Here is a 21,273-nt window from a genome sequence, read left to right as displayed (position 1 = left end):
AATCAAAGATCAGCGCAGCCTAGGTTGATTCTCCCCGCGAGCGCAAGGCGCGCCGCTGATCTGCGGTTGTTGCATCAGGCGAATGCCGGTGCGCAGCAGCCAGCAGGCGAGAATGAACGGTGCCGTGAGGGTTGCCAGACCCAGGGCACTGAACAGCGGCGCCAACAGCAGCGCCAGGCCGATGCCGAACAGCGGCAGCCACGGTTGCTGGCGCTGGGTGCTGAAGGCGAGGGCGGCAAGGACTGCGTTGTAACCACCCAGACCCAGCAACGCGATTTGGCTGTCATGGTGCAACAGGCTGGAACCCAGACCGATTGCCGACGCCAGCAGCGCCCAGGCAAAGGCCCGGCGATCGGCAATCAACAAACCGGCAGCGATCAATCCACCGGCCAACGGATGGTCGAGGAACATCACCTGACCGAAGCCTTTCAGGGCGGCACCGAGCAGGTTCACGGTATTGAGTTCAAGCGCCGGTGCGGCGGATAAAGGCTCGGCGAAACACAGGAACACCCAGCTCAACAATACGAACGGCGCAGTGTAGGCGGGCAGGTATTCGGTGAGGCGTGCACGTTTGAGCCACTGCTGCGTGATCATCGCGCTCAGGCCACCGGCCGCCAGAATCAGCGGCGGCAGCATCGGCGACCAGGGGAAATACAGGCTCAGCAACAGGCCGACCAGCACGCCGTTGTAGCTGAACAGTCCGGCCTGACGATCCGCCTTGGCGTAGTTGCGCCGTTGCGCGGTGAGCAATCCGGCGACCGCGCCCAGCAGCGCGCCGGCGAACAGCACCGGCGCGGTAAATAAAATGGCCAAAAGGCACAGGAGTCCACACAGCGGATGGCGCTGGAGGAAGATTTGACTGAAGCCGTTGAGCAAAGCCTCGGCCCAGTCAGGGCAGTGGGTGTTGAAATGATTGGCAGGCATGGCAGTTCTAAAAAGTCAGTACTGATCGTTCCCACGTCGAACCGTCTGCGTGGGAATGCCTCAAAGGACGCTCTGCGTCTGCTCTTGGGACGCGGAGCGTCCCGGGCTGCATTCCCACGCGGAGCGTGGGAACGATCTTGGTCAGTGGTTAAATCAATGTTTCGATCCGCAGCGAATTCGTCGACCCCGGCTGCCCGAACGGCACACCCGCGGTGATCAGCAACGTATCGCCACGCTCGGCCATTCCTTGCGCCTGAGCGATTTCCAGCGCGGTCGAGCACACCTCATCCACTTGACGCAGGCGATCATTGACCACCGAATGAATGCCCCACGCCACGCTCAGCCGGCGGGCGGTCTGCAGGTTCGGCGTCAGGTTGAGGATCGGCGCTTTCGGCCGCTCCCGCGCCGCACGCAGACTTGATGCGCCGGACTCGCTGTAGTTGACCAGCACCGCCACCGGCAGCACGTTGCTGATCCGGCGAATCGCGCAGCTGATGGCATCGGACACGGTCGCTTCGGCTTTCGGCCGGCTGACGTCGAGCTGGGTCTGGTAGTCCGGACCGTTCTCCACCTGGCGGATGATCTTGCTCATCATCTGCACGGCCTCCAGCGGGTACTCGCCGGACGCGGTTTCTGCCGACAGCATCACCGCATCGGCGCCTTCGGCCACGGCGTTGGCCACGTCGGTGACTTCGGCGCGGGTCGGCGCCGGGGAGAAGCGCATCGACTCGAGCATCTGCGTCGCCACCACCACTGGTTTGCCGAGCTGGCGGCAAGTGGTGATGATGTTCTTCTGGATTTGCGGCACGCTCTCGGCCGGCACTTCCACGCCCAGGTCACCGCGAGCCACCATGATCGCGTCGCTCAGTTCGGCGATCTCGCGCAGTTGCTCGACGGCCGACGGCTTCTCGATTTTCGCCATCAGGAACGCCTTGTCGCCGATCAGCGCGCGGGCCTCGAGGATGTCTTGCGGACGCTGCACGAACGACAGCGCGACCCAGTCCACACCCAGCTCCAGACCGAAGCTCAGGTCGCGGCGATCCTTGGTGGTCAGTGGGCTCAGGTCGAGCACCGCTTGCGGCACGTTAACGCCTTTGCGATCCGACAGTTCGCCGCCATTGAGCACGGTGGTGTCGATCGCGTCGGTGTATTTGGTCACGACCCGCAGGCGCAGTTTGCCGTCATCGAGCAGCAGGTCCATGCCGGCTTCCAGCGCGGCGATGATCTCCGGATGCGGCAGGTTCACCCGGCGCTCATCGCCCGGCGTTGCGTCCAGATCGAGGCGGAACGCCTGACCGCGATGCAACTGAACCTTGCCGTCAGCGAACTTGCCGACCCGCAGTTTCGGCCCCTGCAGGTCCATCAGGATCCCGAGCGGGTAGTTGAGCTGGCGCTCGACTTCGCGGATCCACTGATAGCGCTTGGCGTGGTCGGCGTGATCGCCGTGGCTGAAGTTGAGGCGGAAGATATTGACCCCGGCCTCGACCAGCTCGCGGATGTCTTCGATGCCGTCGACGGCAGGCCCGAGGGTGGCGAGGATTTTGACCTTTTTATCAGGCGTCATGATTTAGAGCTCTCGAGGATCAGGATGGCGCGGAAGTCGTTGACGTTGGTGCGGGTCGGCTCGGTGACGATCAGCGCATCGAGCGCCGCGAAGTAGCCGTAGCCGTTGTTGTTATCCAGCTCGTCGCTGGCGCTCAGGCCCAGGGCAGCGGCGCGGGCGTAGCTGTCCGGGGTCATGATCGCGCCGGCGTTGTCTTCCGAGCCGTCGATGCCGTCGGTGTCACCGGCCAGCGCATAGACGCCCGGCTGGCCCTTGAGGCTGTCGGTGAGGCTGAGGAGGAATTCGGCGTTGCGCCCGCCACGGCCATTGCCGCGCACGGTCACCGTGGTTTCGCCGCCGGAGAGGATCACGCACGGCGCCGCCAGTGGCTGGCCGTGATGGATGATCTGGCGCGCGATGCCAGCGTGGACTTTCGCTACTTCGCGGGACTCGCCTTCCAGGTCGCCGAGGATCAGCGTGCTGAAACCGGCCTGACGGCATTTCACCGCCGCCGCATCCAGCGATTGCTGAGGGCGGGCGATCAACTGGAAGTGACTGCGGGCGAGGCTCGGATCACCGGGTTTGACGGTTTCCGATTCCGGGCTTTGCAGCCAGCTGCGTACGGACGCCGGAATCTCGATGCCGTAGCGCTTGATGATGGCCAACGCTTCGGCGCTGGTGCTCGGGTCGGCCACGGTCGGGCCGGAGGCGATGACCGTGGCGAGGTCGCCCGGTACATCGGAAATCGCGTAGGTGTAAACAGTCGCCGGCCAGCAGGCCTTGCCCAGGCGTCCGCCCTTGATCGCCGAGAGGTGCTTGCGCACGCAGTTCATCTCGCCGATGGTCGCGCCGGATTTGAGCAGGGCTTTGTTGATCGATTGTTTGTCGGCCAGGGTGATGCCTTCGGCCGGCAGCGCCAGCAGGGCAGAGCCGCCACCGGACAACAGGAAAATCACGCGGTCGTCTTCGGTCAGGTTGCTGACCAGTTCCAGCACGCGTTTGGCCACCGCCAGCCCGGCAGCATCCGGCACCGGGTGCGCGGCTTCGACCACTTCGATTTTTTCGCACGGGGCGCCGTGACCGTAGCGGGTCACCACAAGGCCCGAGACTTCACCTTCCCAGCAGCGCTCGACCACTTGCGCCATGGCCGCGGCAGCCTTGCCGGCGCCGATGACGATCACGCGACCTGTGCGATCGGCCGGCAGATGCGCTTCGAGGACCTGATTCGGATGGGCCGCGTCGATGGCTGTGGCAAACAGCTCGCGCAGCAGTTGTTGCGGATCGACCGACATGGCGGGCTCCCATTCTTATTGTTCTTGGTTAGTGCGGGTGATCGTTCCCACGCTCTGCGTGGGAATGCCTCAATGGACGCTCTGCGTCCGCTTCGGCAGGGACGCGGAGCGTCCCGGGCTGCATTCCCACGCAAACGGTTCGACGCCTCGACGTGGGAACGAGCGACGGGGCAGGGCTTACTTCTTGTCGCGAATCGAGAAGTTGGCCATGTGTTCCAGGCCCTTGATCAGCGCCGAGTGGTCCCAGTTGTTGCCACCGATGGCCGCGCAGGTGCTGAACACTTGCTGGGCGTTGGCGGTGTTCGGCAGGTTTATGTTCAGCTCCTTGGCGCCTTGCAGGGCCAGGTTCAGATCCTTCTGGTGCAGGCTGATGCGGAAGCCCGGATCGAAGGTGCCCTTGATCATGCGCTCGCCGTGCACTTCGAGGATCTTCGAGGAGGCGAAGCCACCCATCAGCGCTTCACGCACCTTGGCTGGATCGGCACCGTTTTTCGAAGCGAACAGCAGGGCTTCGGCCACGGCCTGAATGTTCAGGGCAACGATGATCTGATTCGCAACCTTGGCAGTCTGACCGTCGCCATTGCCACCGACCAGGGTGATGTTCTTGCCCATGGCCTGGAACAGCGGCAGTGCGCGTTCGAAGGCATCGGCGTCGCCACCGACCATGATGCTCAGGGTCGCGGCCTTGGCGCCGACTTCACCACCGGACACCGGAGCGTCGAGGTACTGCGCGCCTTTCTCGTTGATCTTCGCGGCGAAAGCCTTGGTGGCGGTCGGCGAGATCGAGCTCATGTCGATCACGACTTTGCCTTTGCCGATGCCGGCAGCGACGCCGTCGGCGCGGAACAGCACGTCGTCGACCTGCGGGGTATCCGGCACCATGACGATGATGAATTCGGCTTCTTGAGCCACGTCACGCGGGTTGGCCAGAGCGACGGCGCCAGCGGCGACCAGGTCGGCAGGGGCAGCGTCGTGGTGCGCCGACAGGAACAGGCTGTGACCGGCTTTCTGCAGGTTCGCCGCCATTGGGTGGCCCATGATGCCGGTGCCGATGAATCCGATTTTAGCCATGAGAAAATCCTCTTGTTTTTGTCTTGCTCAAGCAAATAGGGGGTCAGATCGCGTTGTGGGTCTTCAGCCAGCCGAGGCCTGCTTCCGTGGTGGTCAGCGGTTTGTACTCACAGCCGACCCAGCCCTGATAACCGATGCGATCGAGGTGTTCGAACAGGAAGCGGTAGTTGATCTCGCCAGTGCCAGGCTCGTTGCGGCCCGGGTTGTCGGCCAACTGCACATGGTTGATCTCGGCCAGGTGCGATTGCAGGGTGCGGGCCAGATCGCCTTCCATGATTTGCATGTGATAGATGTCGTATTGCAGGAACAGATTGGCGCTGCCGACCTGCTCGCGAATCGACAGGGCCTGCGCCGTGTTGTTCAGGTAGAAGCCCGGGATGTCGCGGGTGTTGATCGCTTCCATCACCAGTTTGATGCCGACGGCTTGCAGCTTGTCGGCGGCGTACTTGAGGTTGGCGACGAAGGTCTTTTCAACGGTGGCATCGTCCACGCCCTGCGGACGGATACCGGCCAGGCAGTTGACCTGGGTGTTGCCCAGCACCTGGGCGTAAGCGATGGCCAGATCAACCCCGGCGCGGAACTCTTCGACCCGGTCCGGCAGGCACGCGATACCGCGCTCGCCCTTGGCCCAGTCACCGGCCGGCAGGTTGAACAGCACTTGGGTCAGACCGTTGGCGTCGAGTCTGGCCTTGATTTCGGCAGAACTGAAATCGTACGGGAACAGATACTCGACACCGCTGAAGCCGGCCTTGGCGGCGGCGTCGAAACGGGCAAGGAAATCCTGTTCGGTGAACAGCATGGACAGGTTGGCTGCGAAACGCGGCATGGTGGTCTCCCGTTCTAGATTCTCGTTCCCACGCTCTGCGTGGGAATGCCTCTATGGACGCTCTGCGTCCGCTTTGGGACGCAGAGCGTCCCCGGCTGCATTCCCACGCAGACGGTTCGACGCCTCGACGTGGGAACGATCAAGCAAAAGCAGTTAATCGAGCAACGAAATCGCCGTTGGCGCATCGTTGCCGACCAGCGCCAGGTCTTCGAATTCGTTGACGGCGTTGATCTCGGTCCCCATGGAGATGTTGGTCACACGCTCCAGAATGATCTCGACGATCACCGGCACCTTGAACTCTTCGATCAGCTCTTCGGCCTTGCGCAGGGCAGGGGCGATGTCAGCCGGTTCGAACACGCGCAGTGCCTTGCAGCCGAGGCCTTCGGCGACTGCGACGTGGTCGACACCATAACCGTTGAGTTCCGGCGCGTTCAGATTATCGAAGGACAGCTGCACGCAGTAGTCCATATCGAACCCGCGCTGGGCCTGACGGATCAGTCCCAGATACGAGTTGTTCACCACGACGTGGATGTACGGCAGTTTGAACTGAGCGCCGACCGCCAGTTCTTCGATCATGAACTGGAAGTCATAGTCCCCCGACAGGGCCACGACTTTACGGTTCGGATCGGCCTTCACCACGCCCAGCGCTGCCGGAATGGTCCAGCCCAACGGGCCTGCCTGGCCGCAGTTGATCCAGTGACGCGGCTTGTAGACGTGCAGGAACTGCGCGCCGGCAATCTGCGACAGACCAATGGTGCTGACGTAGCAGGTGTCCTTGCCGAACACCTGGTTCATTTCTTCGTAGACGCGCTGCGGCTTGACCGGCACGTTGTCGAAGTGGGTCTTTCGTTGCAGGCTGGCCTTGCGCTGCTGGCAGTCCTGCAGCCAGGCGCTGCGGTTTTTCAGCTTGCCGGCGGCTTGCCATTCACGGGCGACTTCGATGAACACGGTCAGCGCGGCAGCGGCGTCGGACACGATGCCCAGGTCCGGGGTGAACACGCGGCCGATCTGGGTCGGTTCGATGTCGACGTGAATGAACTTGCGGCCTTCGGTGTAAACGTCGACCGAGCCGGTATGACGGTTCGCCCAGCGGTTGCCGACGCCCAGTACCACGTCGGATTTGAGCAGGGTGGCGTTGCCGTAGCGGTGCGAAGTCTGCAGACCGACCATGCCGACCATCAGCGGGTGATCGTCCGGGATGGTGCCCCAGCCCATTAGGGTCGGGATCACTGGAATGCCGGTCAGCTCGGCGAACTCGACCAGCAATTCGCTGGCGTCGGCGTTGATGATGCCGCCGCCGGCCACCAGCAATGGACGTTCGGCCTGATCCAGCATTGCCAGGGCTTTTTCGACTTGCACGCGGGTGGCGCTCGGCTTGGCCAGTGGCAGTGGCTGGTAAGCGTCAATGTCGAATTCGATTTCGGCCATCTGCACGTCGAACGGCAGGTCGATCAGCACCGGGCCTGGACGGCCGGAGCGCATTTCGTAGAAAGCTTTCTGGAAGGCGTAAGGCACCTGGCCCGGCTCCAGAACGGTGGTCGCCCACTTGGTCACTGGCTTGACGATGCTGGTGATGTCGACGGCCTGGAAGTCTTCCTTGTGCATACGGGCGCGGGGGGCTTGCCCGGTGATGCAGAGGATCGGGATCGAGTCCGCGGAGGCGCTGTACAGACCGGTGACCATGTCAGTACCGGCCGGGCCGGAAGTACCGATGCACACGCCGATGTTGCCGGCCTTGGTGCGGGTGTAGCCCTCGGCCATGTGCGAGGCGCCTTCAACGTGGCGAGCGAGGACGTGATCGATGCCACCGACTTTCTGCAGGGCGGAGTACAGCGGGTTGATTGCAGCGCCCGGAATGCCAAAAGCGGTATCAACCCCTTCACGGCGCATCACCAGAACGGCGGCTTCGATTGCTCTCATTTTGCTCATGGTTTTGTGCCTCTTTACGTTTTGTAATTGTATACAAGTGGCTTTGCGCAGAGTGTATTCACGGCGGACGGCGCAGGTCAATCCATTTTCTCAAGCGCCTGTTTCATTCGTCGGAAGCCTGTTCTGCTGTGGCTTTTCGTCGCATGAGGCGCTTTTCGAGAATTATTGTATACAAAAAAATTATTCATTGTGTTCTATTTGGTGCATCGGGCTGCGGCACTTGCGCGCAGTTCAACGACTTTCCCAATAACAAAATGAGGACGGCACCATGAGCGCTTTAACCTTGAAAGTCGCAGTCAAGCTGGTCAACGAAGCCATCAGCGCAGGGCGGGCCATTTCCGCCGCGCCGCTGACCATCGCGGTACTGGATACCGGCGGCCATCTGGTCACCTTGCAGCGCGAAGACGGCGCCAGCCTGCTGCGCCCGAACATCGCCATCGGCAAAGCCTGGGGCGCCATCGCCCTGGGCAAGGGCTCACGCCTGCTGGCGCTGGACGCGCAACAACGCCCGGCGTTCATCGCCGCGCTCAACAGCATGGGGCAGGGCAGTGTCGTGCCGGCACCGGGTGGTGTGTTGATTCGTGATCAGACGGGGAACGTGCTGGGTGCGATCGGCATCAGCGGCGATCTGTCGGACATCGATGAGCAGGTCGCGATCAAGGCCGTGGAGGCCCTGGATCTGCGGGCGGATGCGGGGGTGGCGGCCTGAGTGGCTAAAACCGGATAGCCGCTGAAACGCACAAGCCCGCCCTCACAGGATGATGTGAAGGCGGGCTTGTTTGTGTCTGGAGGTGCGGACTTCAGTCCGGCTCGCAGCCCTTGAGCACCAACCGGATGATGGTTTGTGCTGCGGCTTCATAGTCGGCTTCGTCGAGCTTGTCCTTGCCGGTGACGGCGGAGATCTGCCAGTCGAAGTCGGCGTAGGTCTGGGTCGCGGCCCAGATGCTGAACATCAGGTGGTTGGGGTCGATCGGGGCGATCTGGCCGCGGTCGATCCAGGTCTGGATGCAGTCGATGTTGTGCTTGGCCTGGCCGTTGAGCTGCTCGACCAGGTCGGCGCTCAGGTGCGGGGCGCCGTGCATGATTTCGCTGGCGAACACCTTGGAGGCGAAAGGCAGGTCGCGGGAGATGCGGATCTTCGAGCGGATGTAACCGCTCAGCACTTCGCTCGGTACGCCGTCCGGGTTGAACGGGGTCGAGGCCTGCAGGATCGGCACGATGATACTTTCCAGCACCTCGCGGTAGAGGTTTTCCTTGGACTTGAAGTAGTAATAGACGTTGGGCTTGGGCAGTCCTGCCTTGGCGGCGATGTCGCTGGTTTTGGTCGCAGCGAAGCCCTTGTCGGCAAACTCTTCACTGGCTGCACGCAGGATCAGTTCTTTGTTGCGCTCGCGGATTGTGCTCATAAACCCGGTGGTTCCTTGCCTGTTCTGGCGGTTGCGCATGGTAGCACCGGCCTCGCGCGGCGCTCAACAATGCCCCGTGTGGCCCACAGTCGCGGTATGCTGCGCGGCATTATTCACATAAGGAAACATGATTCATGGCAGGAAGCAGTTTGCTGGTGCTGATCGACGACATCGCTACCGTTCTGGACGACGTTGCGTTGATGACCAAAATGGCTGCCAAGAAGACCGCCGGCGTGCTCGGCGACGACTTGGCGCTCAACGCCCAGCAGGTCTCCGGCGTACGCGCGGAGCGGGAAATCCCGGTGGTCTGGGCGGTGGCCAAGGGCTCGTTCGTCAACAAACTGATCCTGGTGCCGTCGGCGCTGGCGATCAGTGCGTTCGTGCCGTGGCTGGTGACACCGCTGTTGATGGTCGGTGGCGCCTACCTGTGTTTCGAAGGTTTCGAAAAACTCGCGCACAAGTTCCTGCACAGCAAGGCCGAAGATGAAGCCGAGCACGCCCAGTTGGTTGAGGCCGTGGCTGATCCGGCAACCGATCTGGTGGCCTACGAGAAGGATAAGATCAAGGGCGCGATCCGCACCGACTTCATCCTCTCGGCGGAAATCATCGCCATCACCCTCGGCACCGTGGCCGATGCTTCGCTGACCCAGCAAGTGATCGTGATGTCGGGCATCGCCATTGTCATGACCGTGGGCGTTTACGGATTGGTGGCTGGTATCGTCAAACTCGACGACCTCGGTCTGTGGCTGACTCAGAAGCCTGGGCAGATGGCCAAAAGTATCGGCAACGGCATCCTGCGCGCTGCGCCGTACATGATGAAAAGCCTGTCGGTGATCGGCACTGCAGCGATGTTCCTGGTCGGTGGCGGCATCCTGACCCACGGCGTACCGGTGATGCATCACTGGATCGAGAGCGTCGGCGCTGCGGCCGGTGGCGCCGGGTTTGTGGTGCCGATGCTGTTGAATGGCGTGGCGGGGATCATCGCGGGTGCGGTGGTGCTGGCGGGCGTGTCCGTGATCGGTAAAGTCTGGAAAGCCCTGAAAGGCTAAATCCTGAGGCAAACAAAAAGGCCATTCGACTCGCATCGAATGGCCTTTTTTGTGGCTGGCGTTTTTACTCGGCGATCTGCAACTTGCGCGACTCGGTGTAGACGTAGCGCACCTTCTCGTACTCGAACGGTGAGTTCAGCTGACCGTAGCGGAAGCTGGTCTGGTAGCGCTTGTCGACGCCACGCAGTACCCAGACTTCCGGGTGGTTGGAGCTGACTTCCGAGACATTGAGGAAGTTGATCGCGGACTCGGCGGTGTAGTCCACGGCAAGGCCTGCAGTATCACGCAGGTTCGACGGGCCGAGGATCGGCAGCACGAAATAGGCGCCGCCCGGTACGCCGTAGAAGCCCAGGGTCTGGCCGAAGTCTTCGCTCTGGCGCGGCAGGCCCATGGCGGTAGCCGGGTCCCAGAGTCCGGCGATGCCGATGGTGGTATTGAGCAGCAGGCGCGCGGTGGTTTCCATCGAGCGCTTGCCCTTGAACTGCAACAGGCTGTTGACCAGGTTCGGTACGTCGCCAATGTTGTTGAAGAAGTTGCTCACGCCGGTGCGCACGAAGCTCGGGGTGATGTAGCGATAGCCATCGACCACCGGCAGGAACACCCATTGGTCGAAGCGGTAGTTGAAGTGGTAGACGCGGCGGTTCCACTCTTCCAGCGGGTCATAGACGTTCAGCGCGCTGAGGGTCGAACGCTCGAACTCGCGCTGATCCAGCCCCGGGTTGAACTTGAGTTTGGACAGCGGCTCCTTGAAACCGTCGCTGTCGATGACCACCGGTGCATTGGCTTTGCTGTTGTCGGCCTGGGCCATACCTGCACTGAGGAGCGCTGCAATCAGCAGGAGATATTTAGCCACGGAAGAACTCCAGCATGGCGTCGCTGTTGACGCGATAGTTAAGGTTGCCGCAATGGCCGCCCAGCGGGTAAACGGTCAGGCGATCGCCGAAGGTCCGGCGCAGGAAGCCGAGGTCGCCCGGGCCGAGGATCACGTCGTCGGCGTTGTGCATGACGGCGATTTTCGGGCTGTCGTGCAGATAATCCTTCAGGGCGTACAGGCTCACCTGATCGATCAGTTGCAGCAGGCTGCCGCCGTCGGTGCGGGCGCGCCACATCGGGATCACCTGTTCGGTGAGGTAGCAGTCGAAGTCGCATTGCAGCGCACGCTTGAGGAACGGCGTGAGGCTGGTGCCTTCGGTGATCGGGAATTTCGGCGGGGTGATCAGGCCGCGACGGTTGATCAGGTCCGAAGTGAACGCGATATCGGCCGCCGAGAAACGGAATGACGTGCCGATCAGCATCGCCATCTGCTCGTTGCTCAGGTGCTGCTTGGACTGCTGGAAGTCGTAGAGCAGCGCATCGTTGAGGTCGATGTAGCCCTTCTGCTGGAAGTAGCGGGTCAGTTTGTTCAGCACCAGTTCATAGAAGGTGGTGCTGTTGTTGATGCCCTTGACCTCGGTCTGCACCAGCTTGTCGAGGTTGGTGATCGAGGTGTAGAGGTTGACCGGCGGATTCAGCAGCAGGACTTTCTTGAAGTTGAAGCTGCGACGGGTTTCATCCAGATGCGCCACGAAGGCCGCGTCCAGGGCGCCGAGGCTGTAGCCGCTGAGGTAATAGTCGGTGACCGGCAGTTTCGGGTTCTGCGCCCGTACGGCCTGCATCACCCGGTACATGTCTTCGGCGTCTTCCTTGGTCACGCCGGGGGTGGCGAAACGCGAGGCGGCGCTCATGAAGTCGAAGCTGGTCGGCGATGACAGCTGCACGACGTGGTAGCCGGCCTTGTAATAAAGCTTCTTCAGGTACTCGTTGAGCGTGCTGTCGTAGCGCGCGCCGGTGCCGGCGATCAGGAAGATCAGCGGCGCGGCCTTGTCCTGAGTGGCGATGCGGTAGGTGAGTTTTTTCACCGGCCAGAAATTGTCCGGCAGGATGAATTCGCGCTCGGGACGCAGGGTGATGCTGCGATCGGCCTGATCGATGTCGTCGTCCAGTGGCAGTTCCGGGCGCAAGTCCGGCGGCGTGGTGGCGATGGTCGCCTCGAACGGGTTGGTCAGGGGATAGCCATAGCTGGCGGCGTCGATATCCACCGCCAGCGCGGACGCACTCAGAATAAGGCCGCCAAACAGGGCGGCGAAGCGCAAGGAACGGAGCATGACTGGATCCCTTAGAGGAAGGTGCCGAATGAAGTTCGCAGGCTATGACCACCGGGTTTGCGTCAAAGTGCCATGCCACGGCACCAAACTGACAGAATTCGGAGTAATAGTAGCCGGACGATACACTTTGCAAGGAAGGAATGACCAGTTAAGAGTTGTTAGTCCTTGCGTATGCGCGGCGGCAGATTAAGCTGGCCGCCGATTTCGTCGATTGGAGTGTTCCATGTCCCGCCGCTTGCCCGTGATTCTGCTGCTCGTTCTGTTGCCGTTGTGGCTGGCTGCCAGTTATGGCGCGCGTTATGGCTTCATGGAGGATGCGCAGTGGGTGGGCATCTGCGTGGATGAGGCGAGCCGCTGGGAATGCTCGGTGCGCTCGAACCTGGGCCTGCTGATTCATTTCCAGCTGCTGGGCTGGGCGGCGGTCGCTGCAGCCGTGCTCGGTTTTGTCGTGCCGGGCCGGGCAGGGTGGTGGCTGGCGGTGCTGGCGCTGGTGTTCGGGTTGCCGGCGCTGGCGCTGTACAACACGACGCTGGCGGTGTTTGCGGTGGTGATTGCCGGGTTGCGACTGGTTAGAGAGTCTCGCGGCGTCTGACAGTCAGCCATCGCTGGCAAGCCAGCTCCCACACTTGATCCATGTAGATGCAGAACCTGTGGCAGACAGGAATCCTGTGGGAGCTGGCTTGCCAGCGAAGAGGCCGGTTCAGCCTTTGAAGATCAGCCCTTGCGAACCCGCAGGCAGCGCCACAACGCAGCCACCATCAACACGCTGACCAGCGCCCAACCCCACGCCTGCTGATTCTGCAATCCTTCACGGAACAGCTGCGGCGCAATGCCTGCGCCGATGATGAAGGTCAGCAGGGCAATCTCTCGACGGGCCACTCGCACCGGGCGGCACAGGTAAACCAGCGCCGGCAGAATGAACGCCACGCTCGGAAAGCTGCGATAGCGCGGATCGAACACCAGCTCGAGCATCATTACGGCAGCGGCGAAACCGGCCGCCGCCACCAGCCAGCCGGCCCGTCGCTCGAAAGCGTTGAACGCCTGTTCACGCCAGCCATTGCGGGCGCTCAAGGTCAGCGCGGCATGGGCCAGCACCAACAGATTCAGGATCGTCAGCAAACCGACCCACAGCCATTCGCTGGCAAACCGCGTGGTTACCCGCGCCAGATCGCCCCAGGCGCCGATGGAGCAGGCGGCGAGGGCGCCGAGCAACGGCAGGATCAGCGCCGAGCGCGTCGAGCGAACCCGACCGCCCAGCAGCAATGTGCCGAGGAAGATCACTCCGCCGACCGCCAGCCACTGCGACCAGTACGGCACATTCGATACCGGCCCGGCCAACACGCCTTTGTCCTGGCGATCCGCATCGAACAGCCCCCAGTAACCACCGACCGCGCCTTCGCTGCCGCGCTTCCACGGCTGATCAAACGCTTCGATCAGGTTGTAACGCCAGCCTTCCTGTTCGGCGAGGGTGACAAATCCACGAATGAACTTGGCCTCGTTGACCCGGCTCGGCAGGGCGGTCTCACGCTGGCGGCCTTCGCTCGGCCAGCCGGTTTCGCCGATCATCACGTCTTTGGGCGCGAACTTGTTGCCGAACACCTGACGCACTTGCGCCACATGATGCAGCGCGGCGTCGATGTTCGACGGATCGTCTTCCCAGTACGGCAGCAAATGAATGGTCAGGAAATCCACCGCCGGCGCGACTTCCGGGTGCTTGAGCCAGAACTCCCAGACATCGGCGTAGGTCACCGGCTGCTTGATGTGGCTCTTGACCTTGTTGATCAGCTTCACCAATTGGGTCGCGGTGACCTCTTTACGGAGCAAGGCTTCGTTGCCGACGATCACCGCGCTGACCACGTCCGGGTTGACATTGGCCGAGGCGATCAGCAAGTCGACTTCCTTCTCGGTGTCGACCGGATTGCTGTTGACCCACGCGCCGATCATCAACTTCAAACCATGTTTGCGCGCCAGATCCGGCAGCGCTTCGAGGCCGGTCATCGAGTAGGTGCGAATGCATTCGAAGCGGGTGGCGAGCAGGGCGAGATCGGCGTCCATGCGCTCCGGGCGCAGTTTGAACGGCACGTCGAACGGCGACTGGTCTTTATCGAACGGGGTGTAGGAGGCGCATTGCAACTTGTGGGTCGGGGTGGCGACGTCCGGCAGGATCACCGGTTTGCCGAGGCCGTACCAGAAACCGCACAGGGCAAACAGCCCGAGCAGGCAGGCGAACAGATAAGGAAGAAAGGGGAAACGGGAAGTTGCGGACATGGTCAGGCCGAGTGGCTGCAAAGCGACGCATGTTACCTGCATTTATAAGCAGGTTGGTGGCCCGCACGATTTTGACATGCAAAGTTCGGGCGGATTGTCTGGCGCCAAATATCCGGAGGCAGTTAATGGCTTTCTGATGTCGTTTCTCGTTGCTTCGAGGTCGCTGGCAGAGCAGGTCTTAACGGGCGTCAGGTTGATGATCGGACTCATCAGTACTCCGCTGATGTTCGAACGAGTTCGCGAACGGGCGTGATGGGGGCGCCGAGCACCATAACAACACGTTGACGATGCCCGGCATCCGTCGGGCGCAGCATTTCGGGGAAGTAACGATGAAGATGCGACGACTTTTAGGCGCAGGTGCCGCTCTGGTATTTGCGATGGGCTCCACTTTCGCCAGCGCTGAAAAACAGACCCTGAACATCGGTTACGTTGACGGCTGGTCCGACAGCGTCGCGACCACCCACGTGGCGGCCGAAGTGATCAAGCAGAAACTCGGCTACGACGTGAAACTGCAGGCCGTCGCCACCGGCATCATGTGGCAGGGCGTTGCCACCGGCAAACTCGACGCCATGCTCTCGGCCTGGCTGCCCGTGACTCACGGCGAATACTGGACCAAGAACAAGGATCAGGTCGTCGATTACGGCCCGAACTTCAAGGACGCGAAAATCGGTCTGATCGTGCCGGAGTACGTCAAGGCCAAGACCATCGAAGACCTGAAAACCGACGACTCCTTCAAGAAGCGCATCGTCGGCATCGACGCCGGTTCAGGCGTTATGCTCAAGACCGATCAGGCGATCAAGGATTACGACCTGACGGGGTATCAACTCAAGGCCAGTTCCGGCGCCGGCATGATTGCCGAGCTGACCCGTGCCGAGAAGAAAAACGAATCCATCGCCGTTACCGGCTGGGTGCCGCACTGGATGTTCGCCAAGTGGAAACTGCGCTTCCTCGACGACCCGAAAGGCGTGTACGGCGCGGCTGAAACCGTGAACAGCATCGGCAGCAAGGAACTGGCGACCAAGGCGCCGGAAGTGGCCAAGTTCCTGAAGAACTTCCAGTGGGCTTCGAAAGACGAAATCGGCGAAGTCATGCTGGCGATTCAGGACGGTGCAAAACCTGACGCAGCGGCCAAGGATTGGGTTGCCAAGCACCCTGAGCGTGTTGCCGACTGGACCAAGTGATTTAAGCCGAAGCGTCTAATCTGCGCTTCCCAGGGCCGCCCGACATGACAGTCGGGCGGCCTTTTTTGTTTGTCCTCTATTAATAGGCAGGGGTGGCGGTTTTCGGCTGGTCTGGAAATTGGCAAAAACGTCATGGCGTTCTACTACTAAGGTCGTCTGGAACCCGGCTCGCAGCCGCATACAGTGGATACGTTCCAAAAATAAAAATCTGTGCTGCGAGGATAAAAACAATGAACGACAGCATTTACCTCTCGATTCAGAACAGCCCGCGCTTCAAGGAGCTGGTCAAGAAAAGAGAAAGGTTCGCCTGGATACTCTCGGCGATCATGCTCGGGCTCTACTCCGGCTTCATCCTTCTGATCGCGTACGGGCCGCAAGTGCTCGGCACGAAAATCAGTCCCGAATCATCCATCACCTGGGGCATCCCGATCGGTGTCGGACTGATTGTCTCGGCCTTCATCCTGACCGGCATTTATGTGCGCCGCGCCAATGGCGAGTTCGACGACCTGAACAACGCGATTCTCAAGGAGGCTCAGCAATGATCCGGCGTCTACTGGCTCTTTTGAGCATCGCAGCGTTTGCTCCAGCCGTCTGGGCCGCTGACGCCCTGACCGGCGAAGTCCACAAACAACCGCTCAACGTTTCCGCGATCGTCATGTTCGTGGCGTTCGTTGGCGCAACCCTGTGCATCACTTACTGGGCGTCCAAGCGCAACAACTCGGCGGCCGACTACTACGCGGCGGGCGGCAAGATCACCGGGTTCCAGAACGGTCTGGCGATTGCCGGTGACTACATGTCGGCGGCGTCCTTCCTGGGGATTTCCGCGCTGGTGTTCACCTCCGGCTACGACGGCCTGATCTACTCGATCGGCTTCCTGGTGGGCTGGCCGATCATTCTGTTCCTGATCGCCGAGCGTCTGCGTAACCTGGGCAAATACACCTTTGCCGACGTGGCGTCCTACCGCCTCGGGCAAACCCAGATCCGCACGCTGTCTGCCTGCGGTTCGCTGGTGGTGGTGGCGTTCTACCTGATCGCGCAAATGGTCGGTGCCGGCAAGCTGATCCAGTTGCTGTTCGGTCTCGACTACCACGTTGCGGTGATTCTGGTCGGTATCCTGATGTGCATGTACGTGCTGTTCGGCGGCATGCTGGCGACCACCTGGGTACAGATCATCAAGGCGGTGCTGTTGCTGTCCGGTGCTTCGTTCATGGCGCTGATGGTGATGAAGCACGTCAACTTCGACTTCAACACCCTGTTCTCCGAAGCGATCAAGGTTCACGCCAAGGGCGAAGCGATCATGAGCCCGGGCGGTCTGGTCAAAGATCCGATCTCGGCGTTCTCCCTGGGTCTGGCACTGATGTTCGGTACCGCCGGCCTGCCGCACATCCTGATGCGCTTCTTCACTGTCAGCGACGCGAAAGAAGCCCGCAAGAGCGTGCTGTACGCGACCGGTTTCATTGGCTACTTCTACATCCTGACCTTCATCATCGGCTTCGGCGCGATCCTGCTGGTCAGCACCAATCCGACCTTTAAAGATGCAGCCGGCGCTCTGCTCGGCGGCAACAACATGGCGGCGGTGCACCTGGCCAACGCCGTGGGCGGCAGCGTGTTCCTCGGCTTCATCTCGGCGGTGGCGTTCGCGACCATTCTGGCAGTAGTGGCCGGCCTGACCCTGGCCGGTGCTTCGGCGGTGTCTCACGACCTGTACGCCAGCGTGATCAAGAAGGGCAAGGCCAACGAGAAGGATGAAATCCGCGTTTCGAAGATCACCACCATCGCGCTGGGCGTTCTGGCCATCGGCCTGGGCATCCTGTTCGAAAGCCAGAACATTGCGTTCATGGTTGGTCTGGCGTTCTCCATCGCGGCGAGCTGCAACTTCCCGGTGCTGCTGCTTTCGATGTACTGGAAGAAACTGACCACCCGTGGCGCCATGATTGGCGGCTGGCTGGGTCTGGTGAGTGCGGTGGGTCTGATGATTCTTGGCCCGACCATCTGGGTGCAGATTCTGCATCATGAGAAGGCGATCTTCCCTTATGAGTATCCGGCGTTGTTCTCGATGATCATTGCGTTTATCGGGATCTGGTTCTTCTCGATCACCGATAAGTCGGTGGCGGCAGAGAACGAGCGTGCGGCGTTCTTCCCGCAGTTTGTGCGTTCGCAGACTGGGTTGGGGGCTAGTGGGGCGGTTTCGCACTGAGGCTTTTTGTGTAGGTTGATTTGAATTGAAAATGCCCTGGTCGAGAGATTGGGGCATTTTTTTTTGTGGGCGGTTATCGGGTGTTCTTGGGAGGTGGGTGTATATCCGTTGCTGCGGTAACGGCTTCTTGGGGTTCCGCCCTTACGGCGGGTCACTTTTGGCAAACGCCCCAAAAGTAACCAAAAGGTCTCTGCCCTGACGTACGGCCCCTCGCTGAGGCTCGGGGTTCCTTCGCTCCGGGATTGATCCGGGGGCATCGCCTACGGTTTGCTTCGCTGCACCTCCTCTCGATGCATGCGGCTGCGCCGCACGGTCGCTGCGCTCCCACCCCCGGATCAATCCCTCCACTCAGCCTGCCGACGGGCCCTGCGATCAAAAGCGGTACTCGAGCTAACGCTCATCGTGGTGAGTGGTGAAGGGCGGGTGTTCGGCTTTTGTTTTGTGGTGGATTCACCCCTCACCTCAGCCCTCTCCCCAAGGAGAGGGAGCCGATACGTGTGCTTTTCAAAACTTGAGTTCGACTCGGTATTTCACGTCGACGTAGCTCCTGCAAACACCTCGATCAGTTCCCTCTCCCTCCGGGAGAGGGCTAGGGTGAGGGGTTTTTGATCTGGCTTTTGCTTTGGCTCTGGCTTTTGCTTTGGCTCTGGCTCTGGCTTTTGATCTTTAGCCCCTTCGGCAGGCCGAGCGGAGGTGTCCATCAGGGGGTAGGCGCGCAGCGCCGTGCGGCGAAGCCGCATACATCGAGAGGAGGTGCAGCGAAGCAAACCGTAGGCGATGCCCCCTGATGGACACCGTAGCGAGGGAACACTGAGCCTAAGCGAAGTGCCGTACGCCGGGGCAAAAGCCTTTTGGTTCCTTTTTGGCGTTTGAAAAAGGGACTCGCTGTAAGAGCGAAACCGCCAGCGGCAGCACCCGAAGCAACGGATATGTACCCAATCAACAAAAAAACAGTCGGCCCAAAGGCCGCTGATATGCCAAAAAAAAACGGCCCCCATTCTCATGGAGGCCGTTTCCGATACAACTTAAGGCGCTATCGCAAGACAGCTCTTATTTGCGGTCTTCCAGCTTGGTGATATCCCGCGACTCGTAGCCAGTGTACAGCTGACGCGGACGGCCAATCTTGTACGGGCTGGAGAGCATTTCCTTCCAGTGCGAAATCCAGCCGACAGTACGTGCCAGGGCGAAGATCACAGTGAACATGCTGGTCGGAATGCCGATCGCCTTGAGGATGATCCCCGAGTAGAAGTCGACGTTCGGGTACAGCGAGCGCTCGATGAAGTACGGGTCGGTCAGGGCGATCTCTTCCAGGCGCATGGCCAGTTCGAGTTGCGGATCGTTCTGGATGCCCAGTTCCTTCAACACTTCGTCGCAGGTCTGCTTCATCACGGTCGCACGTGGGTCGCGGTTCTTGTAGACGCGGTGACCGAAGCCCATCAACTTGAACGGATCGTTCTTGTCCTTGGCCTTGGCGATGAACTTGTCGATGTTCGAAACATCGCCGATTTCATCGAGCATGGTCAGCACGGCTTCGTTCGCACCGCCGTGGGCAGGGCCCCACAGTGCGGCGATGCCGGCGGCGATACAGGCGAACGGGTTGGCGCCCGAGGAGCCCGCCAGACGCACGGTGGAGGTCGAGGCGTTCTGCTCGTGGTCGGCGTGGAGGATGAAGATCCGGTCCATGGCCTTGGCGAGTACCGGGCTGATCGGTTTGATCTCGCACGGGGTGTTGAACATCATGTGCAGGAAGTTTTCCGCGTACGACAGGTCGTTGCGCGGGTACATCATGGGTTGACCCATGGAGTACTTGTAAACCATCGCGGCCAAGGTCGGCATCTTGGCAACCAGGCGGATCGCGGAGATTTCGCGATGCTGCGGGTTATTGATGTCGAGGGAGTCGTGGTAGAAGGCCGAGAGGGCGCCGACTACACCACACATGACAGCCATCGGGTGGGCGTCACGGCGGAAGCCGTTGAAGAAGGTTTTCAGCTGCTCGTGAACCATGGTGTGGTTCTTCACGGTGCCGACGAACTGGGCCTTCTGTTCTGCGGTCGGCAGTTCGCCGTTCAGCAGCAGGTAGCAGGTTTCCAGGTAGTCCGACTTTTCAGCCAGCTGTTCGATCGGGTAGCCGCGGTGCAGCAGGATGCCGTTGTCGCCGTCGATATAGGTGATCTTCGATTCGCAGGAAGCGGTCGACATGAAACCGGGGTCGAAAGTGAAGCGGCCCGTGGCCGTCAGGCCCCGAACATCGATAACATCGGGACCAACGGTGCCGGTTAAAATGGGCAGCTCGACGGGGGCTGCGCCCTCGATGATCAACTGCGCTTTTTTGTCAGCCATGTGGCCTCCTATTTATGCTTGAAATCATCAGACAGACCCCCCACGCAGGGCCCGCACCACTATAGTGAGATAAATTCGAATGTCAATTTGCCTAAAGTCTTGCTCCAGAAGGCTTTAACCGCACTTTTTCCTCGAAATTGCCTGCCATTTACGCCTTTTATACGACTTGTGCAATCCGCTATTGGGGGTAGGCGATTGCGTTGTCATTAGTAGCCTAACTGTCTATACTCGGCGACCGACCGCCAAGGGCTTTTGGGCTTGCTTTCATTGGGGGTCGCATCCCTGGGTGGTGGTTACCTGACCAGTGCACTCCCCAACAACTTTGCCCTGATTGTTAGGGGCTCTTCAGTGTGAAAAAAAAGCCGTGAAAAGCCAACGACCTGTAAACCTAGACCTAAGGACCATCAAACTCCCCATCACCGGCGTTACGTCGTTTCTTCACCGTGTTTCCGGCATCATCCTCTTCCTGGGCCTTGGCATCATGCTTTATGCATTGGGCAAATCCCTGGGTTCCGAGGAAGGTTATGTCGAGGTGAAGGCATGCTTGACCAGCCCGCTGGCCAAGTTCGTAGCATGGGGCCTCCTGTCCGCTCTTCTGTATCACCTGGTTGCCGGTGTGCGCCACTTGATCATGGACATGGGCATCGGTGAGACGCTGGAAGGCGGCCGCCTGGGCTCGAAACTGATCATCGCCGTTTCCTTGGTGCTGATCGTTCTGGCAGGAGTTTGGATATGGTAACCAGCGTTACAAACCTTTCGCGTTCGGGCCTCTATGACTGGATGGCACAGCGTGTGTCTGCGGTCGTTCTCGCGGCTTATTTCATATTCCTGATCGGCTACCTCGCCGCGAACCCGGGCATTGGCTACGACCAATGGCACGGCCTGTTCGCCCACAACGGAATGCGTATCTTCAGTCTGCTGGCACTGGTTGCCCTGGGCGCTCACGCCTGGGTCGGCATGTGGACCATCGCGACCGACTACCTGACGCCAATGGCGCTGGGCAAGTCCGCGACTGCAGTACGTTTCCTTTTCCAGGCAGTATGCGGCGTCGCGATGTTCGCTTACTTCGTCTGGGGTGTGCAGATTCTCTGGGGTATCTGATT

General features: G+C 60.8%; 19 protein-coding genes. 8 read left to right on the top strand and 11 right to left on the bottom strand.

The annotated features are described in order from the left end of the window. Positions 1-9: 9 nt before the first annotated feature. The 6 genes from CAF80_RS00990 to gcl form a co-directional block, all read right to left on the bottom strand. Positions 10-924: an urea transporter gene (locus CAF80_RS00990; RefSeq protein ID WP_085666696.1), complete on the bottom strand. Its 915-nt coding sequence runs from the start codon at positions 922-924 to the stop codon at positions 10-12. Between the two features lie 148 nt (positions 925-1,072). After that, complete coding sequence (pyk, locus tag CAF80_RS00985; protein WP_085666695.1) at positions 1,073-2,488, bottom strand: pyruvate kinase; 1,416 nt, start codon at positions 2,486-2,488, stop codon at positions 1,073-1,075. After that, positions 2,485-3,759 carry a glycerate kinase gene (locus tag CAF80_RS00980; RefSeq protein WP_064594446.1) on the bottom strand — a complete coding sequence of 425 codons (1,275 nt, stop codon included), beginning with the start codon at positions 3,757-3,759 and terminating at the stop codon, positions 2,485-2,487. Before CAF80_RS00980 ends, pyk begins: the two co-directional genes overlap by 4 nt. A gap of 177 nt (positions 3,760-3,936) precedes the next feature. Continuing rightward, entirely contained in the window at positions 3,937-4,830 is an 894-nt protein-coding gene (locus tag CAF80_RS00975; protein WP_085666694.1) for a 2-hydroxy-3-oxopropionate reductase, read from the bottom strand. A gap of 43 nt (positions 4,831-4,873) precedes the next feature. Then, on the bottom strand, positions 4,874-5,656 hold the full coding sequence (gene hyi, locus CAF80_RS00970) for a hydroxypyruvate isomerase (RefSeq protein WP_011333102.1): 783 nt from the start codon (positions 5,654-5,656) through the stop codon (positions 4,874-4,876). 153 nt (positions 5,657-5,809) lie between these two features. Next, complete coding sequence (gcl, locus tag CAF80_RS00965) at positions 5,810-7,585, bottom strand: glyoxylate carboligase (protein WP_011333103.1); 1,776 nt, start codon at positions 7,583-7,585, stop codon at positions 5,810-5,812. A 268-nt stretch (positions 7,586-7,853) separates the two neighbouring features. Here gcl and CAF80_RS00960 point away from each other — a divergent pair, with 268 nt between their 5' ends. Then, complete coding sequence (locus CAF80_RS00960; RefSeq protein WP_085666693.1) at positions 7,854-8,294, top strand: heme-binding protein; 441 nt, start codon at positions 7,854-7,856, stop codon at positions 8,292-8,294. 91 nt (positions 8,295-8,385) lie between these two features. Here the strand turns inward: CAF80_RS00960 and CAF80_RS00955 are convergent, their stop codons facing one another. Continuing rightward, positions 8,386-8,991 carry a TetR/AcrR family transcriptional regulator gene (locus CAF80_RS00955; RefSeq protein ID WP_007959290.1) on the bottom strand — a complete coding sequence of 202 codons (606 nt, stop codon included), beginning with the start codon at positions 8,989-8,991 and terminating at the stop codon, positions 8,386-8,388. Between the two features lie 134 nt (positions 8,992-9,125). On the opposite strand from CAF80_RS00955, the gene CAF80_RS00950 reads away from it, so the two are divergent. Then, positions 9,126-10,040 carry a DUF808 domain-containing protein gene (locus CAF80_RS00950; protein WP_074687557.1) on the top strand — a complete coding sequence of 305 codons (915 nt, stop codon included), beginning with the start codon at positions 9,126-9,128 and terminating at the stop codon, positions 10,038-10,040. A gap of 64 nt (positions 10,041-10,104) precedes the next feature. Here CAF80_RS00950 and CAF80_RS00945 read toward each other — a convergent pair whose 3' ends face one another. Together CAF80_RS00945 and CAF80_RS00940 are read right to left on the bottom strand one after the other, a co-directional pair. Beyond that, positions 10,105-10,893, bottom strand: a complete 789-nt coding sequence (locus CAF80_RS00945; RefSeq protein ID WP_007959292.1) for a VacJ family lipoprotein — start codon at positions 10,891-10,893, stop codon at positions 10,105-10,107. After that, positions 10,886-12,184: a serine/threonine protein kinase gene (locus tag CAF80_RS00940; protein ID WP_039769776.1), complete on the bottom strand. Its 1,299-nt coding sequence runs from the start codon at positions 12,182-12,184 to the stop codon at positions 10,886-10,888. The genes CAF80_RS00945 and CAF80_RS00940 overlap by 8 nt, the downstream gene beginning before the upstream one ends. A gap of 223 nt (positions 12,185-12,407) precedes the next feature. On the opposite strand from CAF80_RS00940, the gene CAF80_RS00935 reads away from it, so the two are divergent. Further along, positions 12,408-12,776 carry a hypothetical protein gene (locus CAF80_RS00935; RefSeq protein ID WP_085666692.1) on the top strand — a complete coding sequence of 123 codons (369 nt, stop codon included), beginning with the start codon at positions 12,408-12,410 and terminating at the stop codon, positions 12,774-12,776. 122 nt (positions 12,777-12,898) lie between these two features. Here CAF80_RS00935 and CAF80_RS00930 read toward each other — a convergent pair whose 3' ends face one another. Next, entirely contained in the window at positions 12,899-14,494 is a 1,596-nt protein-coding gene (locus CAF80_RS00930) for a beta (1-6) glucans synthase (protein WP_085666691.1), read from the bottom strand. 287 nt (positions 14,495-14,781) lie between these two features. Between CAF80_RS00930 and CAF80_RS00920 the strand changes: the two genes are divergently transcribed. From CAF80_RS00920 to CAF80_RS00910, 3 genes are all read left to right on the top strand, one after another. Beyond that, the gene (locus CAF80_RS00920; protein WP_039769782.1) at positions 14,782-15,633 is read left to right on the top strand and encodes a glycine betaine ABC transporter substrate-binding protein; all 852 of its coding nucleotides are present in this window, start codon (positions 14,782-14,784) and stop codon (positions 15,631-15,633) included. A gap of 230 nt (positions 15,634-15,863) precedes the next feature. Then, a complete protein-coding gene (locus CAF80_RS00915; protein WP_011333111.1) occupies positions 15,864-16,175 on the top strand; it encodes a DUF485 domain-containing protein in 312 nt (103 codons plus the stop codon). After that, positions 16,172-17,830, top strand: a complete 1,659-nt coding sequence (locus CAF80_RS00910) for a cation acetate symporter (RefSeq protein ID WP_039769783.1) — start codon at positions 16,172-16,174, stop codon at positions 17,828-17,830. Before CAF80_RS00915 ends, CAF80_RS00910 begins: the two co-directional genes overlap by 4 nt. A 1,050-nt stretch (positions 17,831-18,880) precedes the next feature. On the opposite strand, the gene gltA is transcribed toward CAF80_RS00910, so the two are convergent. Then, positions 18,881-20,170, bottom strand: coding sequence for a citrate synthase (gltA, locus tag CAF80_RS00900; protein ID WP_007959044.1), 1,290 nt, complete (start codon positions 20,168-20,170; stop codon positions 18,881-18,883). Between the two features lie 364 nt (positions 20,171-20,534). Between gltA and sdhC the strand changes: the two genes are divergently transcribed. Both sdhC and sdhD read left to right on the top strand, forming a co-directional pair. After that, a complete protein-coding gene (gene sdhC, locus CAF80_RS00895) occupies positions 20,535-20,909 on the top strand; it encodes a succinate dehydrogenase, cytochrome b556 subunit (RefSeq protein ID WP_074687560.1) in 375 nt (124 codons plus the stop codon). Continuing rightward, positions 20,903-21,271 carry a succinate dehydrogenase, hydrophobic membrane anchor protein gene (gene sdhD, locus CAF80_RS00890; protein WP_007977503.1) on the top strand — a complete coding sequence of 123 codons (369 nt, stop codon included), beginning with the start codon at positions 20,903-20,905 and terminating at the stop codon, positions 21,269-21,271. The genes sdhC and sdhD overlap by 7 nt, the downstream gene beginning before the upstream one ends. Positions 21,272-21,273 lie beyond the last annotated feature (2 nt).

This window comes from Pseudomonas sp. B34(2017), from assembly GCF_002112915.1.
GTDB lineage: Bacteria > Pseudomonadota > Gammaproteobacteria > Pseudomonadales > Pseudomonadaceae > Aquipseudomonas > Aquipseudomonas pharyngis.
Note: the sequence above shows the minus strand (reverse complement) of the source record. Positions and strands in the feature narration are given on the sequence as shown.

Bases quoted from the DNA above. Each gene is read 5' to 3' on its own strand.
- CAF80_RS00960 (WP_085666693.1), top strand. From the start codon at position 7,854: ATGAGCGCTTTAACCTTGAAAGTCGCAGTCAAGCTGGTCAACGAAGCC.
- hyi (WP_011333102.1), bottom strand. From the start codon at position 5,656: ATGCCGCGTTTCGCAGCCAACCTGTCCATGCTGTTCACCGAACAGGAT.
- CAF80_RS00920 (WP_039769782.1), top strand. From the start codon at position 14,782: ATGAAGATGCGACGACTTTTAGGCGCAGGTGCCGCTCTGGTATTTGCG.
- CAF80_RS00975 (WP_085666694.1), bottom strand. From the start codon at position 4,830: ATGGCTAAAATCGGATTCATCGGCACCGGCATCATGGGCCACCCAATG.
- CAF80_RS00955 (WP_007959290.1), bottom strand. From the start codon at position 8,991: ATGAGCACAATCCGCGAGCGCAACAAAGAACTGATCCTGCGTGCAGCC.
- sdhD (WP_007977503.1), top strand. From the start codon at position 20,903: ATGGTAACCAGCGTTACAAACCTTTCGCGTTCGGGCCTCTATGACTGG.
- CAF80_RS00990 (WP_085666696.1), bottom strand. From the start codon at position 924: ATGCCTGCCAATCATTTCAACACCCACTGCCCTGACTGGGCCGAGGCT.
- CAF80_RS00980 (WP_064594446.1), bottom strand. From the start codon at position 3,759: ATGTCGGTCGATCCGCAACAACTGCTGCGCGAGCTGTTTGCCACAGCC.
- CAF80_RS00930 (WP_085666691.1), bottom strand. From the start codon at position 14,494: ATGCAGGTAACATGCGTCGCTTTGCAGCCACTCGGCCTGACCATGTCC.
- CAF80_RS00950 (WP_074687557.1), top strand. From the start codon at position 9,126: ATGGCAGGAAGCAGTTTGCTGGTGCTGATCGACGACATCGCTACCGTT.
- CAF80_RS00910 (WP_039769783.1), top strand. From the start codon at position 16,172: ATGATCCGGCGTCTACTGGCTCTTTTGAGCATCGCAGCGTTTGCTCCA.
- CAF80_RS00935 (WP_085666692.1), top strand. From the start codon at position 12,408: ATGTCCCGCCGCTTGCCCGTGATTCTGCTGCTCGTTCTGTTGCCGTTG.
- gcl (WP_011333103.1), bottom strand. From the start codon at position 7,585: ATGAGCAAAATGAGAGCAATCGAAGCCGCCGTTCTGGTGATGCGCCGT.
- pyk (WP_085666695.1), bottom strand. From the start codon at position 2,488: ATGACGCCTGATAAAAAGGTCAAAATCCTCGCCACCCTCGGGCCTGCC.
- CAF80_RS00940 (WP_039769776.1), bottom strand. From the start codon at position 12,184: ATGCTCCGTTCCTTGCGCTTCGCCGCCCTGTTTGGCGGCCTTATTCTG.
- gltA (WP_007959044.1), bottom strand. From the start codon at position 20,170: ATGGCTGACAAAAAAGCGCAGTTGATCATCGAGGGCGCAGCCCCCGTC.
- CAF80_RS00915 (WP_011333111.1), top strand. From the start codon at position 15,864: ATGAACGACAGCATTTACCTCTCGATTCAGAACAGCCCGCGCTTCAAG.